General features: G+C 68.6%; 13 protein-coding genes and 2 tRNA genes. 12 read left to right on the top strand and 3 right to left on the bottom strand.

Annotated elements, in window-relative coordinates:
• Positions 1 to 766: 766 nt before the first annotated feature.
• Complete coding sequence (locus WA670_RS43270; RefSeq protein ID WP_336162009.1) at positions 767 to 1702, top strand: S1C family serine protease; 936 nt, start codon at positions 767 to 769, stop codon at positions 1700 to 1702.
• A gap of 119 nt (positions 1703 to 1821) precedes the next feature.
• Here the strand turns inward: WA670_RS43270 and WA670_RS43275 are convergent, their stop codons facing one another.
• A complete protein-coding gene (locus tag WA670_RS43275; protein WP_037817634.1) occupies positions 1822 to 2205 on the bottom strand; it encodes a DUF3224 domain-containing protein in 384 nt (127 codons plus the stop codon).
• A 73-nt stretch (positions 2206 to 2278) separates the two neighbouring features.
• Positions 2279 to 3817, bottom strand: coding sequence for a helicase HerA-like domain-containing protein (locus WA670_RS43280; protein WP_336161965.1), 1539 nt, complete (start codon positions 3815 to 3817; stop codon positions 2279 to 2281).
• Between the two features lie 118 nt (positions 3818 to 3935).
• Here WA670_RS43280 and orn point away from each other — a divergent pair, with 118 nt between their 5' ends.
• The 3 genes from orn to WA670_RS43295 all read left to right on the top strand — a co-directional run bounded on the left by orn (position 3936) and on the right by WA670_RS43295 (position 5047).
• A complete protein-coding gene (gene orn, locus WA670_RS43285) occupies positions 3936 to 4544 on the top strand; it encodes an oligoribonuclease (protein ID WP_037817745.1) in 609 nt (202 codons plus the stop codon).
• Between the two features lie 74 nt (positions 4545 to 4618).
• Positions 4619 to 4691 (top strand) — tRNA-His (locus WA670_RS43290).
• 283 nt (positions 4692 to 4974) lie between these two features.
• Positions 4975 to 5047: transfer RNA gene (locus WA670_RS43295), tRNA-Lys, on the top strand.
• Between the two features lie 293 nt (positions 5048 to 5340).
• On the opposite strand, the gene WA670_RS43300 is transcribed toward WA670_RS43295, so the two are convergent.
• The gene (locus WA670_RS43300; protein WP_336161968.1) at positions 5341 to 5649 is read right to left on the bottom strand and encodes an integrase core domain-containing protein; all 309 of its coding nucleotides are present in this window, start codon (positions 5647 to 5649) and stop codon (positions 5341 to 5343) included.
• Positions 5650 to 6619: 970 nt separating this feature from the next.
• Between WA670_RS43300 and WA670_RS43305 the strand changes: the two genes are divergently transcribed.
• The 8 genes from WA670_RS43305 to WA670_RS43340 all read left to right on the top strand — a co-directional run bounded on the left by WA670_RS43305 (position 6620) and on the right by WA670_RS43340 (position 14398).
• Entirely contained in the window at positions 6620 to 7558 is a 939-nt protein-coding gene (locus WA670_RS43305) for an alpha/beta hydrolase (protein ID WP_336161969.1), read from the top strand.
• A 97-nt stretch (positions 7559 to 7655) separates the two neighbouring features.
• The gene (locus WA670_RS43310; protein WP_336161970.1) at positions 7656 to 8285 is read left to right on the top strand and encodes an NAD(P)H-binding protein; all 630 of its coding nucleotides are present in this window, start codon (positions 7656 to 7658) and stop codon (positions 8283 to 8285) included.
• Positions 8286 to 8419: 134 nt separating this feature from the next.
• Complete coding sequence (locus WA670_RS43315; protein WP_336161972.1) at positions 8420 to 8890, top strand: MarR family winged helix-turn-helix transcriptional regulator; 471 nt, start codon at positions 8420 to 8422, stop codon at positions 8888 to 8890.
• 49 nt (positions 8891 to 8939) lie between these two features.
• Positions 8940 to 10889, top strand: a complete 1950-nt coding sequence (locus WA670_RS43320; RefSeq protein WP_336161975.1) for an FUSC family protein — start codon at positions 8940 to 8942, stop codon at positions 10887 to 10889.
• A gap of 116 nt (positions 10890 to 11005) precedes the next feature.
• Positions 11006 to 12481: an aldehyde dehydrogenase gene (locus tag WA670_RS43325; protein ID WP_336161977.1), complete on the top strand. Its 1476-nt coding sequence runs from the start codon at positions 11006 to 11008 to the stop codon at positions 12479 to 12481.
• 54 nt (positions 12482 to 12535) lie between these two features.
• Entirely contained in the window at positions 12536 to 13630 is a 1095-nt protein-coding gene (locus WA670_RS43330; RefSeq protein ID WP_336161978.1) for a Zn-dependent alcohol dehydrogenase, read from the top strand.
• 13 nt (positions 13631 to 13643) lie between these two features.
• Positions 13644 to 14090 (top strand): cupin domain-containing protein, encoded by a 447-nt coding sequence (locus WA670_RS43335; protein WP_336161979.1) that lies wholly within the window; start codon positions 13644 to 13646, stop codon positions 14088 to 14090.
• A complete protein-coding gene (locus WA670_RS43340) occupies positions 14075 to 14398 on the top strand; it encodes a carboxymuconolactone decarboxylase family protein (protein ID WP_238604825.1) in 324 nt (107 codons plus the stop codon). Before WA670_RS43335 ends, WA670_RS43340 begins: the two co-directional genes overlap by 16 nt.
• The last annotated feature ends 214 nt before the right edge of the window (positions 14399 to 14612 follow it).

Consider the following 14612-nt stretch of genomic DNA (forward strand, 5'->3'; position numbering starts at 1 on the left):
CGGCACGGCACGGCACGGCACGGCACGGCACGGCACGGCACGGCACGGCACGGCACGGCACGGACGAGGATGCACTGCCTGAGAACGGCTGAGAATTCTCAGCTGATTCTTCTCAGGAAAGCCTGAGGGTTTTCCACAGGCTGCTCATAAGCACAGGCGCGAGTCTGGGTTCATGAGCGAGAACGAGAGCCGGCCCGGCCCCGCTACACCCGGTGGGCACCAGCCGCACCAGAGCAGTGAGCAGTATGGCCAGTACCGGGCCGGGTCGAGTCCGTTCGTTGCGGGACAGGGACGTCCGCGGGAGGTCGGAGGCGGTCCTGTCGGGCAAGCCGGAGGGCGTGGCGAGCAGGAGACGGCCGCCAGCGCTCAGCAGGCCGGGCCGGGCAACGCGAAGCTGCCCGGCGGTGCCCAAGCAGCCGGACCCGGAGCGGTCCGGGTTCCTCAGCCGGGGACTGCCGCGCAGTCTGGGCCGAGCACCGCGCCTCTGCCGAGCCCGCACGCCGCACAGCCTCAACCCGGCACCCCGAGCGATGAGACCGGCGCGCCGCAGCAGCAAGGCAGCGCGCCCAACGAAGCCAACCCACCGCAGGAGCAGCACGGAGCTCCGCACAACCAGTCCGGCACCTCGCAGCACGAGCTCGGCGCGCCGCACAACCAATCCGGCACCGCGTCGCACCCGCCAGGCACGCCGCACAACCAACCCGGCACCCCGCAGCAGCAGTTCGGAGCTCCGCACAGCCAACCCACCGCCCCACAACACCCAGGCATTCCGCAAAACCAACCCGGCACCCCACAGCAGCAGCCAGGCACTCCGCACTACGGCCCAATGCCACAACCCGCGCAACCGCCAGCCGCCCTGGCCGGTCCGCGGAAGCGACCCGGCCGGATGGCGGCGCTCGTCGGAGCCACGGCGCTGGCCGCGGCCCTGCTCGGCGGCGGTGCCGGTGCGGCGATCGTCGGGCTGACGGGCGGCACCAGCGCGTCCTCAAGCACCGCGTCGACCGCCGCCACTGGGCAGACCATCAGCAACACCACGGCTTCCGGGGATGTCAGCACCGTCGCCGCGAAGGTGGTGCCCAGTGTGGTTCAGGTGAACGTCACGACCGGGCGGGGCACGGCGATCGGATCGGGCGTCATCCTCACCGCGGACGGCCGGATCCTCACCAACGCGCACGTCGTGGAGGGCGCGCAGACCGTCACGGTCACCACGTCGGACGGCAAGAAGTACCAGGCCAGGGTCGTCGGTTCGGACACCAAGAGCGACATCGCGGTGTTGCAGGCCCAGGGCGCGAGCGGGCTCACCGCGGCGACGCTCGGCGATTCGAGCAAGCTCGCCGTCGGGCAGCAGGTCATCGCGATCGGGTCGCCGGGCGGGCTGCAGAACACCGTCACCACCGGCATCGTCAGCGCGCTCAACCGGCCGCTGTCCGACGTCGGGGGCGGCGACGGCGATCAGCAGAACTCGCCCTTCGGGAGGCAGACCTCGAACGTCACGTCCGGCCCCAGCTACACCGCGATCCAGACCGACGCCTCGATCAACCAGGGCAACTCGGGCGGCGCGCTCGTCGACAGCCAGGGCCAGGTGATCGGCATCAACTCCGCGCTCTACAGCCCGAACTCCTCGGCGGGCAGCGTCGGAATCGGGTTCGCCATCCCGATCAACGACGCCAAGAAGATCGTCGACCAGATCGTCAACGGCTGACCGGGACTCCGGAGGCGGACCGTGGTCGGGGCGGCCCGCCTCCGCTCCTCACTCTCGGGACGGTGAGGAACCCTGGCCGCTCTCTCCGGGAAATTCGGGGCCTGGAGAGAGCGGCTTCTTCACGCGCCCGGCAGTTCGTAGACCAGCGTGAACGTGTGCTTGCCCTCGTCGACGGCGATATCGGCCGATCCGGAGATGCCCGCCAGCTCGTCCGTGCCCGAACCGGGCAGCAAAACCAGCGACAGCCCCTCGTCGCCGGCCGTGTGCCGGAGAACGAAGCTTCCCTTCCGGCCGTCGACAGAACCGGTGAACCGCTCGAAGGCGACATACGCGCGCGACGTCTCGTTCGACGCCGTCAGCATCTCGACCCGGCTGGTCCCCTCGACCGCCCCGGTGAACGTCTTCTCGATCAGCACCTGCGCGAACGCCGTGCCGCCGGCCTCGTCCTGCGCCTGCGGCTCCCATTTGTCCAGCTCGAACGCGGCGACGGCGGTCCTGGTCATGCTGTTGCTCCTCTGCCGGAAACTCGATCCCGCACAGTCAACCGCCGATACCTGCCATCTCCCGTCAGGTATCTCAACGCCGCCGGTTGCCGAACAGCCCGCGCGAGAACTCCCGTCCGAGCGAACTCGCCGCCGAGCGCATGAACGACTTCACCGCCGGGTTGCTCAGCACCTGCGAGATCATCCCCGGCTCCTCCTTCTCCGGCCTGGGCGCGGCCGGCGCCTCGGGCTCCGCGGCCGGCGCCGAATCCGGGGCTGGAGTGGCTTTCGCCGCCAACTTCTCGTACGCCGACTCGCGGTCGATCGTCTCCCCGTACTTCGCGTTCAGCTCCGACGACGCGACCGCCGCGCGGATCGCGTCCGCCCCGATCGACCCCATCTTCGACCGCGGGGCGCGCAGCCGCGTCCACGCGACCGGCGTCGGCGCGCCGCGTTCGGACAGCACGGTGACGATCGCCTCGCCGATGCCCAGCGACGTCAACGCCGTCTCGAGGTCGTAGTGCGGCGACTTCGGATAGGTCTTTACCGTGCGCGCCAACGCTTTCTGGTCGTCCGGCGTGAACGCGCGCAACGCATGCTGCACCCGCGCGCCGAGCTGGGACAGCACGTTGTTCGGGATGTCGGTCGGCAGCTGCGTGCAGAAGAACACGCCAACGCCCTTCGACCGGATGAGCTTCACCGTCTGCTCGATCCGCTCGAGGAACGCCTTCGACGCGTCGGAGAACAGCAGGTGCGCCTCGTCGAAGAAGAACACCAGCTTCGGCTGGTCGAGGTCGCCTTCCTCGGGCAGTTCCTCGAACAGCTCGGCCAGCAGCCACATCAGGAACGTCGAGAACAGCGCCGGTTTGGACTGCAGATTGTCCAGTTCCAGCAGCGTGATGACGCCCTTGCCGTCCTGCTGGCGCATCAGGTCGTGGACGTCCAGCTCGGGCTCGCCGAAGAACTCCTCGCCGCCCTGAGCCTCCAGATTGGACAGTGCGCGCAGGATGACGCCCGCCGTCGCCGCGGACACCCCGCCGATACCCTTGAGGTCTTCCTTGCCCTCGTCGCTGGTCAGATGCGTGATCACCGACCGCAGGTCCTTGGTGTCCAGCAGGGCGAGACCGCGCTGGTCAGCCCAGTGGAAAATCAGGCCGAGCGTCGATTCCTGCGTCTCGTTGAGCCCGAGCACCTTCGACAGCAGCACCGGCCCGAAGCTGGTGATCGTCGCGCGGACCGGGATGCCAGTGCCGCTGGTGCCGAGCGACAAGAACTGCACCGGACCCGCCTCGGGCGCCCATTCGTCACCCAGCTCCGCGGACCGTTTCGCGGTGCGATCGTTCGCCTCGCCGGGCGCGGACAGGCCGGACAGGTCGCCCTTGACGTCGGCCAGCACGACCGGAACCCCGGCCGCCGACAGCTGTTCGGAGATCAGCTGGAGCGTCTTGGTCTTGCCGGTGCCGGTCGCGCCCGCGACCAGCCCGTGCCGGTTCAGCGTCGCCAGCGGCAGCCGGACCGCGGCCGACGCCTCCGTCTTCCCGTCGATCACCACCGCGCCCAGCTCGACGGCCGCCCCGTCGCTCACGTATCCCTGCGCGATCTCCGCCGCTGGTCCCGACGCTTGCTCGGCCACTGGCCGCACCCCGTTCCGAGTCCGAAATCACACCTCGCTGCACTGGCTGACCGAGCGTAACGCGCCGGAAGCCCAGGTGACGCCGCTGATATCCCCGTGTCGGGTTAGGGTGGTGCGGGTGAACGACCATCTTGTCTGGATCGACTGCGAGATGACGGGGCTCGACCTCGGCAAGGACGCGTTGATCGAAATAGCCGCGCTGGTGACCGACGCCGACCTGAACGTGCTGGGCGAGGGCGTCGACATCGTCATCCACGCCGACGACGCCAAGCTCGACGGCATGCCGCAGGTCGTCCACGACATGCACGCCAAGTCCGGCCTCACCGAAGAAGTCCGCGCCTCGACGACCACGCTCGCCGAGGCCGAGCAGCGCGTGCTGGAGTACATCCGCGAATGGGTGCCGGACCCGGCCAGCGCGCCGCTCGCCGGCAACTCGATCGCCACCGACCGCGGCTTCATCGCCCGCGACATGCCGGAACTCGACAACCACCTGCACTACCGGATGGTCGACGTGTCGTCGGTGAAGGAGCTCGTGCGCCGCTGGTACCCGCGGATCTACTACGCCAAGCCGGAGAAAGGCCTGGCCCACCGCGCGCTCGCGGACATCAAGGAGTCCGTCGGCGAACTCGAGTACTACCGCGCGATCGCCTTCGTCCCCCAGCCCGGCCCGACGAGCGACGAGGCCAAAGCCGCCGCCGCCGAAGTGCTGGAACGCCACCGAGGGTGACCCCCTGAAAAGCGCTCGCGGGCACCCGCTAGGATTGCTTCCAGCAAGGTGATCGCGAGATCTTTTGCCAGATGGTGGCTATAGCTCAGCTGGTAGAGCACCTGGTTGTGGTCCAGGAGGTCGCGGGTTCGAGCCCCGTTAGCCACCCGCGCACCCCGGCTTCACCGAGATCTTTTTCGGAGAAGCCGGGGTTTTGTCATTTCCGGGGTACTGTGGCGAGTGCCGGTGTCGCGCAGGTCACTGGGGTCTCCCGTCCGACCCGCCCGCTGCCGCGTCGGCCGACGCTGCCCGGGTTCACGGGTGGTCACCGCCGCTGACCTGGGCTGTTGTCCCGGCGAGCAGAAAAGGGGACCCCCCTGAAACGGGGCCTGAACGCCCTGCTAATCTTTTCCACGTCGCCGAGGGAAACCACAGCGGCGGGAAGCACCAAGCGCCATTAGCTCAATTGGCAGAGCAGCTGGCTCTTAACCAGCGGGTTCGGGGTTCGAGTCCCTGATGGCGCACCCTCACTCCCCAGGTTCGAGAAGTTTTCGACCTGGGGGTTTTGGTTTTCTGGAAGCTTTTCTTCCACTTCGCGTCCGTCCACAATGGTCGGTGACGAGCCCGAGACTTCGCGCCGACTGCCGCGGGATGATCGCCGCCGTCGCTTCCGCCACCGCGAACGCCATCTGAGGCAAGACCGTCGTGCAGGTATCGGAAGTGACGGTGATCGACGAGTGCCGCAGCATCCGCTGCACCACCTTCTACCGTGCCAAAACTCGCGACTTGGTCTGTGATCTGCGGTTTTGTGGTCGGTTCAGACTGCTCGGCGGTATTCGTTAATCACGCCGCCGAGGACACGATGCCGCCGGACTGGGCCGCCGAGCGGGATGACGGCGGCGGGATCGTGGTTGGGTGCGCGGTGCTCACGTCCCTGGTGCGGACGATGATCATTGAAGTCCCGGGCGAACTCATCAAGGACTGCGACAGCGTGGCGTTCGTTGTAGATCAGCATCCTGTCGGTGCACTCCGACCGGACACTGCGCACGAACCGCTCCGCAAAGCAGTTCGCTCGGGGCGTTCGCGGCGGGGTCTTGACCACGTCGATGCCCTCGGAGGCGAACACCGCGTCACACGGTGCCGTGAACCTCGTATCCCGGTCGCGGACAAGGAACCGGAATCGGGAGATTCCCCGCCGAGAACTCATCAGCAGGTTGCGAGCAGCCTGCGTAGTCCGGAGCCGCAGCCGGATGAGCGGTCACACCGACGATGTGAACTCGCCGGGTACGGATCTCCATCACGAACAGGGGCATAAAGCCGACGCAGACCGACAGTGTCCAGATGGCAGAAGTCCGTGGCCAGCAGGCCCCCGCTCGGGTGCGCAGAAAGGTACGCCAACCGGTGTTCGTCCTCCGCGGCGCCGGACCGATGCGGGAGGCGGCGAGAATCCGGCGGATTGTCCCCGCACCGACGTGGTACCCAGCTCTCCCTGGACACGGCGATGCCTCCGACCCGGGTTCTCCATGGGCAAGCCGGACGACCAACTCGCGCAACTCATCATCGACCGTTGGCCGTCCAGGCCGGTTGGGGCAGGTCCATTTCCGGGTGACTAGACGACGATGCCACGCCAGCAACGTGCCTGGCGTCCCGATGCGGAGCCGGCGCAGGTCGCGGGGCAGCAGCCGTGTCAACGCGGACAAGACCGCGCGATCCGGCCAGGCGGGACGCGCTTTGCCGATTTGACGGCGCAGGACCGAAACCTCATGGCGGGGTTGAATTGCGGCCCGGTACCGGACGTGCAGACGGTGACATACCTGCCTAAGCAGGGCTCACGTCCAGAGACTCCCTGCGGTTGCCGGGCAGCTGGAATACGCCGTCGCCGCCAGTTTCTGAGGCCACGCTCGATGCGCAGGCACCCCCCTCCTGGATCCCAGGCCGCGCAAGGAGCGGCTGGGGTGGGCTGCTGGCAACTGCCTCATTCACGACAGGCTTCCTAGCCTTGAAGTACCGGACGGATCCGATCGGTTCCGCCGCTCCGGCCACCCGTTTCCGGCGGCCGGTCAGAAATCATTGAGCAGTTGCAGAAGGAGCACGTCGTGTCGACTGTCGAACACGTCAGGTTCAAGAACCGCGGCATGTATTGGGAAATCGCGGCGGACATCTACTTCCCGCCGAACTTCGATGCGTCCGAGCAATACCCGGCCATCGTCGTGGCGCACCCGATCGGTTCTTGCAAGGAGCAGACTTCGGGTGAGGTCTACTCGGCGCAGCTGGCCGAGCAGGGCTTCGTCACTCTCGCTTTCGACGCGAGCTTCCAGGGCGAGTCGGGCGGCGAGGCGCGTTCGACCGAGGATCCGTCGCTGCGGGTGGAGGACTTCCGCCACGTGGTCGATTACCTCGTCACCCTCCCGTACGTGGATGCGAACCGCATTGGCCTGGTCGGCATGTGCGGAGCGGGCGGGTATGCCATCAACACCGTGATGACCGAGCGCCGCTACAAGGCTGTCGCGACCGTCACGGGCGCGAACTACGGCAAGCTGCTGCGCGAGACCGAGGGCTCTGTCGCCGGGGTGATCGCCAAGCTCGAGCAGATCGGCGAGCAGCGCACCGCCGAGGCTCGCGGCGCCGACTGGCTGATCGATCCGGGGCTGCCGTCCTCGCTGGAGCAGGCCGCGGAGTGGGGCATCACCGATGTCGACATCCTCGGTGCGACCGAGTATTACAAGACCGACCGTGGCGCCAAACCCCATGGTGTGAACCTCACCCTCCGCTCCCGCATGGGTGTCGCCTATGGCTGGGATGCCTTCCACCTCGCCGAAGAGCTGCTCACCCAGCCGCTGCTGGTGATCGTCGGCGACATTCCCGGCGGTTTCGGTGCGTATCGTGACGGCCACGAGATCGTGCGCCGAGCACGGTCGGAGAAGAAGGAACTCGCCGTGATCAAGGGATGGTCGCACTACGACCTCTACGACAAGGACGAGCCCGTCGCCCACGCCATGGCCAAGCTGACCCCGTTCTTCGCCGAAAACCTCTGACCGTCAACGAGAGCCGCCAGCACAACACCGCCGGGGCCATCGCCGTCCATGGCACTGGCCCCGGCCTCACCGGCCTCGTCAAACAGAAAGAGTTCTCATGACCAACGTTCTCGTGCTCGGCGCTTCCGGGCAGATCGCCTCCTGGGCCATCGACATGCTCGCCGACCAAGGCGCGACACTTACGCTGTTCGCCCGCAACAAGAACCGCATCAGCAACGTCCCTGACGGTGCGACCGTGATCGAGGGCGACGTCAACGATCGTGCAGCGCTCACGAAAGCGGTGCGCGGACAGGACATCGTCTACGCGAACCTCGCCGGCGACATCGACGAACAGGCGAAGGCCATCGTGGACGTCATGGAAGCCGAGAGGGTTCAACGCCTGATCTTCGTGACCGCGCTGGGCATCTACCAGGAAGTCCCCGGCGCGTTCGGCCGCTGGAACCGCACCACGATCGGCGCCGCGACGCTCGACACCTACGCGGCCGCCTCCGACACGATCGAAGCCTCGTCCCTGGACTACACGGTGCTGCGCCCGGCGTGGCTGTCTGACGCCGACGAGATCTCGTACGAGACCACCCAGCGCGACGAACCGTTCAAGGGCACCACCGTCTCGCGCAAGAGCGTCGGCGCGCTCGTCGCCGACATCGTCGCCCACCCGCAGAACCACGTCCGCGAGAACCTCGGCGTGAACAAGCCAGGCACCGACGGAGACCAGCCCGTCTGGTAGCGGTTTCGGAGTCCGGCCCCCCGCTGCCGCGGGACAGCGATTCTCCGAGGCATCGAGCGGCCCGCGCTGCCTCGGCGCAGCGCTCAGCGCGCCACGCCTGGAAATATAGTTAGGCACCTGATAGTATGGCGCCTATGAAGGAGATGCTGGGCACGAGGCAAGGGCTGCTGCTGCGTCGGCTCGCCGGCGGGAGCAGCGGGGAGTTCGCGATGGGACTGCTGGCCACGGCGCGTCAGATCGACGACCGGTACAACGCACTGCTGGCCGGGCACGACCTGTCGGGCGGACGGTTCGCCGCGCTGCTCGCGGTGAGCGAGATGCCGGGCATCACCCCGGCCCGGCTTGCCGAACAGCTTGAGGTCAAGCGGGCGACCGTGACCGGGCTGGTCGACGGACTGGTCAAACGCGACCTCGTCGTCCGCGGCTGCGACGACGAGGACCGGAGGGTGCAGACGCTCACCGCGACCGCGACCGGGCAGGGCCGGATCCAGGAAGTGCTGCCGCTGGTCGAGAAGTGGCTGAACAGCCTGGTCTCCGACATCGACCCCGACCTGGCCTGGCCTCTGCTGGCCCGGCTGCACCGAAACCTCGGCAACGGCGGCTGAACCCGCTCGGACGAACCCGCCGGACATCGGAAGAAGGCGAATCACCACCATGGACTGGGCTGCTCTCCGGAACGCCGCGCGGCGCGGCGTGCAGCCGGGCAAACCCCTGCAGGAGCCCCTCAAGCTGCTGCGCGTGGCGATCGGCATGCTGATCGCCGCGGTCGTCGGCTATCTCCTGCACGACCCGGAAGCCCAGCTGCTGATCACGGTGGGGGCGTTCCTGGCCACGATCGCGGCGGTCATGCCGCACAACAGGTCCCGGATCGTCGCGACGGCGGCCACCAGCGCCGCGCAGATCGCCGCCGCGGCCGCGGGTCTGCTGCTCGGCGACAGGTGGGCCGTCGTGCTGCCGCTGATCTTCGTGCTGTTCCTGATTTCCGGGCTGCTGCGGGCCGTCGCGATGAGCCTGAGCATCCGCCTGACGGTGGTCACGATCGTGTTCCTGGCGTTCGCGGAGATTTCCTCGGCGCTGACCTTGAGCGTCGGCGGCGCGACCGGGTTCTTCGCACTGGGGTTCGCGATCATGGTGCTCGCCCAGCTCCTGCCGCCGTATGGGTCCCGCCACTCGGCTCAGCGTCGCGCTGTCGCCTCCCTGTACCAGGCCATCGCCGCCGGGCGGGCGCAGGACACCGCCCTGCTGACGGCCGAGCGCAGCCTGGCGCTGCTGCGATGGCACCGGCACCGCGAGCTGGACCGGCTCGCGCAGCTCGTCGCGCGCGGCGAGCAGATCGCCCAGCAGATGCGAGCACTCGACAACCGCGCCGACGACACGTCGGCCCGGTGGCACGAGGCCGCCAGCGCACAATTGACCGCGATCGCCGCTGCGGTCTTGCAGCCCCGCACCGGAAGCGTGCACGTCGCCGCCTCATGGCCAGCCGAGCCGGGAGACGCCCTCCACTCGGCCTTGTCGCGCGCAGTGGACGCGGCCACCGCGCTGGCCGCGGGCGGGGACGTCCCGGACACCTCGGACCAACGGCGGGTGCCGAGCCCCCTCGAACTGGTCCGCGGCGAGCTGCGACCGGGATCCCCGATCCTGCGCCACGCCGTGCGGCTGGCGATCGTGTGCGTCGTCGCGCAGGTTGCCGGCATGGCCGTGGGCCAGTGGCTCGGACCTGGCGCGTTCCTCGCCGGGCACGGTTTCTGGGCCGTCGTCGCCGCGGCGCTGATCGTGTTCCCGGACTACGGCTCCACGTTCTCCCGCGGCATCGGCCGCACCATCGGCACCGTCGCAGGCGCGGTCCTCGGCGTGGCGTTGTCCTTCGCCCCGCTGAATCCGCTGCTGCACGCCGTCGTGCTCCTGCTGCTGTTCTACGGCTACCTCGCCTTCCGCAGCTGCGGCCAGCCGTACACCATGTTCTGGGTCGTCGCGTGGATCGCCTCCCTGAGCCCCGGCCCGCTGGGGGCGACCACCCGCGGTCTCGACACCGTCATCGGCTGCCTGCTTGCCTTCGCTGCCTATCTCCTCGCGCCCACGTGGCAGCGCCGCCTGCTCACCGAGCGGCTGAAGGAGTGGGCCGAGGCGACCGCGCGGCACATCGACGCGCTGGTGTTGCTGTGGACGGCCGACGACGAGACACACCGGCTCGCCGTCGCACAGGCGGACGTCCGGGCACGGCTGACCGGGCTGGAGTTCGCCACCGCCGCGGGCAGCGCCCGCCACGAACCCCGCGACCGGCACGGCCGCTGGGACAACGACGCGCTCGACCCCGCCGTCCGCACGTTGACGAGCGCGAGGGCCCAGATCGCCGCGCTGACCGCGCTCGCACCGCTGTGGAGCACCGACGAGCGCGCAGCCGCCTGCGCTCAGATCGAGGCGGTCTCCCGCGACCTCGACGTCGTCGCCCAAGCGCCCCTTTCGGCGCCAGCTGACGACGGACAGCCGCCCGCCGTCTCGGCGGGCACCGGGGCCGACACCGCGACGGCCATGGAGCGGTTGCGCGCCGCCGTGACGGATCTCGAGCCGCTCGCCGCGGCCCAAACCGGACCAGCGGCCGGGTGACCCGCTCGACCGGCCCCGCGCCAGCACCCAAGCCCCTTCACCGAATGCACCGGTGATCAGCACAACTGCCCGATCGCCGCGAACCGGCAACAGAAGACACGAGAGGAAGAAGAACCATGGCCGAGACCACGTGGCAGGACCACTGCGACAGCCTGTTCATCGGCGGCGAATGGGTCGCCCCGTCCACCGACGAGAAGCTGGCGGTGATCTCCCCGTACACCGAGGAGACCATCACGACCGTCCCGATGGGCGTCGAAGCCGACATCGACCGGGCCGTCGCTGCCGCCCGCGAGGCGTTCGACCACGGCCCCTGGCCGCGGATGAGCCTGGCCGAGCGCTCGGAAGTCATGCGCAGGCTCAGCGCCGAAATGCAGGCCAACGAGCAGGCGATGGCAGAGCTGGTGTCCACCGAGATGGGCACGGCGATCCAGCACTCGGTGCCCATCCAGGCCCAGCGCCCTCGGCTGATCGTCGACCAGATGACCGAACTCGCGCAGAGCTACCCGTTCGAGGAGATCCGCCAGGCGCCGTCCGGCCGTGCTCTCGTGTACCGCCGCCCCACCGGCGTGCTCGGCGCGATCGTCCCGTGGAACGCGCCCCACCTGATCACCATCATGAAGCTCGCCCCCGCCCTGCTGGCCGGCTGCACTGTCGTGGTCAAGTCCGCGCCCGACGCGCCCCTGAACCAGTACCTCTTCGCCGAGATGGCGCAGAAGGCAGGCCTGCCCGCGGGCGTGCTCAACATCGTCTCCGGGGACCGCCCGGCCAGCGAACACCTGGTTTCCCACCCCGGCGTCGACACGATCTCCTTCACCGGCTCCACCGGCGTGGGGAAGAGCATCGCCGCCGTCTGCGCCGGGCTGCTGCGCCCGGTCACCCTGGAACTCGGCGGCAAGTCCGCCGCCGTGCTGCTGGACGACGTCGACGTGGAGCAGACCGTCGACACGGTCCTGCACGCGGCGCTGCGCAGCAACGGCGAGGTCTGCACCGCCAAGACCCGGCTCGTGCTCCCCCGCACCATCTCCGGCCGGTTCGTCGACGCGCTGACCGCGAAGATCGCCGAGCTGAAGATCGGCGACCCGCTCGACCCCACGGTCTACTTCGGACCGTTGGTCAGCTCGGCGCACCGCGGCCGCGTCGAGGCCATGATCGCCGCCGCGGTGAAGGAAGGCGCCGTCCCGGTGCTCGGCGGCGGACGGCCGAAGGACCTGGACACCGGCTGGTTCGTCGAGCCGACCGTGTTCACCGGGGTGACCCCGGCGATGAACATCGCCCAGGAGGAAGTGTTCGGGCCCGTGATCTCGGTGCTCGAGTACGGCACCGAGGACGAGGCTCTCGCCATCGCCAACGACTCCCGCTACGGCCTCAGCGGAGCCGTGTACTCCGCCGACCCGATCCGGGCCACGCGCTTCGCCACCCGCATGGAAACCGGCATGACCGAGGTCAACGGGCTCCCGGCGGGCCTGGCCGCGCCCTTCGGCGGGGTCAAGGACAGCGGGCTCGGCTACGAACTCGGCCCCGAGGGCTTCGACGAATTCGTCGAGATCAACAGCATCGGCATCCCCGCCGACCTGGCGTGGCCTGCCCGCTGAACCGCCGACTCGCCACCCGCAGAACCACCTGACCGAGAGAACCAGGAGAACCCGATGAAAGCGGCAGTGATGCTCGAGGTAGGACAGCCGCTCGAGATCAAGGACATCGACATCGACGACCCCCTGCCGCACGAGGTCGTGGTCGAGGTCAAGGCCAGCGGACTGTGCCACAGCGACCTGCACACCATGAAGACCGATTTCGGCTGGCCGGTGCCCATGGTCCTCGGGCACGAGGTCGCCGGCGTCGTGGAAGCCGTCGGCCGCGACGTCACCGACGTGAAGATCGGCGACCACGTCGTCGCCAACCTCATCTCCAGTTGCGGCACCTGTGCGAACTGCCTGCTCGGCGTGCCCACCAACTGCACCGACCCGGGCGCGATCCGCCGCGGGCCCGGTCAGCGGCCCCGGTACACCCTGGACGGCGCTCCGGTCGCGCAGATCGGCGACATCGGCGGGTTCGCCGAGAAGATCCTGGTCCACGAACGCAACCTCGTCCCGGTCGACCACGCCATTCCCTTCGACCGGGCCGCTCTGCTCGGCTGCGGCGTCATCACCGGCGTCGGGGCCGTCAAGAACGCCGCCGGCGTGAGGTTCGGCGACGCGGTCGCCGTCATCGGCTGCGGCGGAGTCGGCCTCAACGCCGTCCAGGGAGCCGCGATCTCCGGAGCCGGCCACGTCATCGCCATCGACCTCCAGCCCGCCAAGCTCGACCTCGCCCGCAGGTTCGGCGCGACCGAGGTCATCAACCCGGCCGAGGTGACCGACCTCGCCGGCCGCGTCCGCGAGATCGTCGGCAAGGGCGGAGTCGACTACGCCTTCGAAGTCATCGGGCTGCCGCAGACCGTCCAGCAGGCGATCGACATCACCGACGCCGGAGGCGCGACCTATGTCGTCGGGAAGATGAAGCCCGGCACCAGCGCATCGCTCACCGCCAACGACCTGTTGCGCGGCAACAAGAAGCTCAGCGGCGTCTACATGGGAGCGACCGTCGCCGGCGTCGACATCCCGCTCTACGCCCACCTCTATCAGCAGGGCAGGCTCAATCTCGACGACCTCGTCTCCGAGACCATTCCGCTGGAACGGATCAACGAGGGCTACGCGAAGCTGGAGAAGGGCGAGACCGCACGCAGCGTCGTCGTGTTCGGCTGAAGCGAGAAATCACATGAACGACAACACTTTCGCACAAATCTTCCCTCTCGGCGAGAAGAACGACGGCTACGCCCGCTATTTCACGGGCCAGAGCTATCTCGCCGCACTCACCGCGGGCAGCGTCCCGGTCAGCAATGTGTCGTTCGAGCCCGGCTGCCGCAACAACTGGCATATCCACCACGGCACGGCTGGCGGCGGCGACCAGATCCTGCTCTGCACCGCCGGGTCCGGCTGGTACCAGGCCGAGGGCGAAGAGCCGGTCAGCATGGAACCGGGAACGGTGATCCGAGTGCCGGCCGGCACCAAGCACTGGCACGGCGCGAAGGCCGACACGTGGTTCTCTCACCTCGCATTCATCACGCCCGGCGAGGACGTCGGCAATGAATGGCTCGAGCCGGTCACCGACGACGAATACAACGAACTCTCGAACGAGGAAAAGCGCCAATGGCGGAGAAAGTAACAGCAGGCAGGGATGCGCTCGGGCAGTTCGCGCCGAAATTCGCCGCCCTCAACGACGATGTCCTCTTCGGGGAGGTCTGGTCCCGGGAGGAGCAGCTCCCAGCCCGGATCCGCAGCATCGTCACAGTAACCGCGCTCATGTCCAGCGGAGTGCTCGACGGCTCGCTCCAGCACCACATCCAGCGAGCTAAGGCCAACGGCGTCACCGCCGAGGAGATGGCCGAGGTGCTCACCCATGCGGCGTTCTACGCCGGCTGGCCCAAGGCATGGACTGCCTTCCGCATGGCCAAGGAGATCTACGCGGAGTAGCCAGCAGCAGGTCTGCATGCGGAAGGGCACCGGCTCCGCACGCGGTCGCCCGACAGCGCCTCGACAAACCTCCGCGCGAACCCGTCGGTGCTGGCCAGCGACGAGGCGTCGATATTTGCAACCGGAGCCGGGACGAGCGACTCAAGGAACCGATTATGTGCCGGTCTCGCATCGGATCTGGCCGCAACGCCGCGGGCTCGCAGCAGCCAAGTCC

This window comes from Amycolatopsis sp. VC5-11 (genome assembly GCF_037034185.1).
Taxonomy (GTDB): domain Bacteria; phylum Actinomycetota; class Actinomycetes; order Mycobacteriales; family Pseudonocardiaceae; genus Amycolatopsis; species Amycolatopsis nivea.

Excerpts from the sequence above, each read along its gene's own strand:
- WA670_RS43275 (WP_037817634.1), bottom strand. The coding sequence starts at position 2,205 with ATGACCAGGACCGCCGTCGCCGCGTTCGAGCTGGACAAATGGGAGCCG.
- WA670_RS43310 (WP_336161970.1), top strand. The coding sequence starts at position 7,656 with ATGACCAACGTTCTCGTGCTCGGCGCTTCCGGGCAGATCGCCTCCTGG.
- WA670_RS43315 (WP_336161972.1), top strand. The coding sequence starts at position 8,420 with ATGAAGGAGATGCTGGGCACGAGGCAAGGGCTGCTGCTGCGTCGGCTC.
- WA670_RS43320 (WP_336161975.1), top strand. The coding sequence starts at position 8,940 with ATGGACTGGGCTGCTCTCCGGAACGCCGCGCGGCGCGGCGTGCAGCCG.
- WA670_RS43325 (WP_336161977.1), top strand. The coding sequence starts at position 11,006 with ATGGCCGAGACCACGTGGCAGGACCACTGCGACAGCCTGTTCATCGGC.
- WA670_RS43330 (WP_336161978.1), top strand. The coding sequence starts at position 12,536 with ATGAAAGCGGCAGTGATGCTCGAGGTAGGACAGCCGCTCGAGATCAAG.
- WA670_RS43335 (WP_336161979.1), top strand. The coding sequence starts at position 13,644 with ATGAACGACAACACTTTCGCACAAATCTTCCCTCTCGGCGAGAAGAAC.
- WA670_RS43340 (WP_238604825.1), top strand. The coding sequence starts at position 14,075 with ATGGCGGAGAAAGTAACAGCAGGCAGGGATGCGCTCGGGCAGTTCGCG.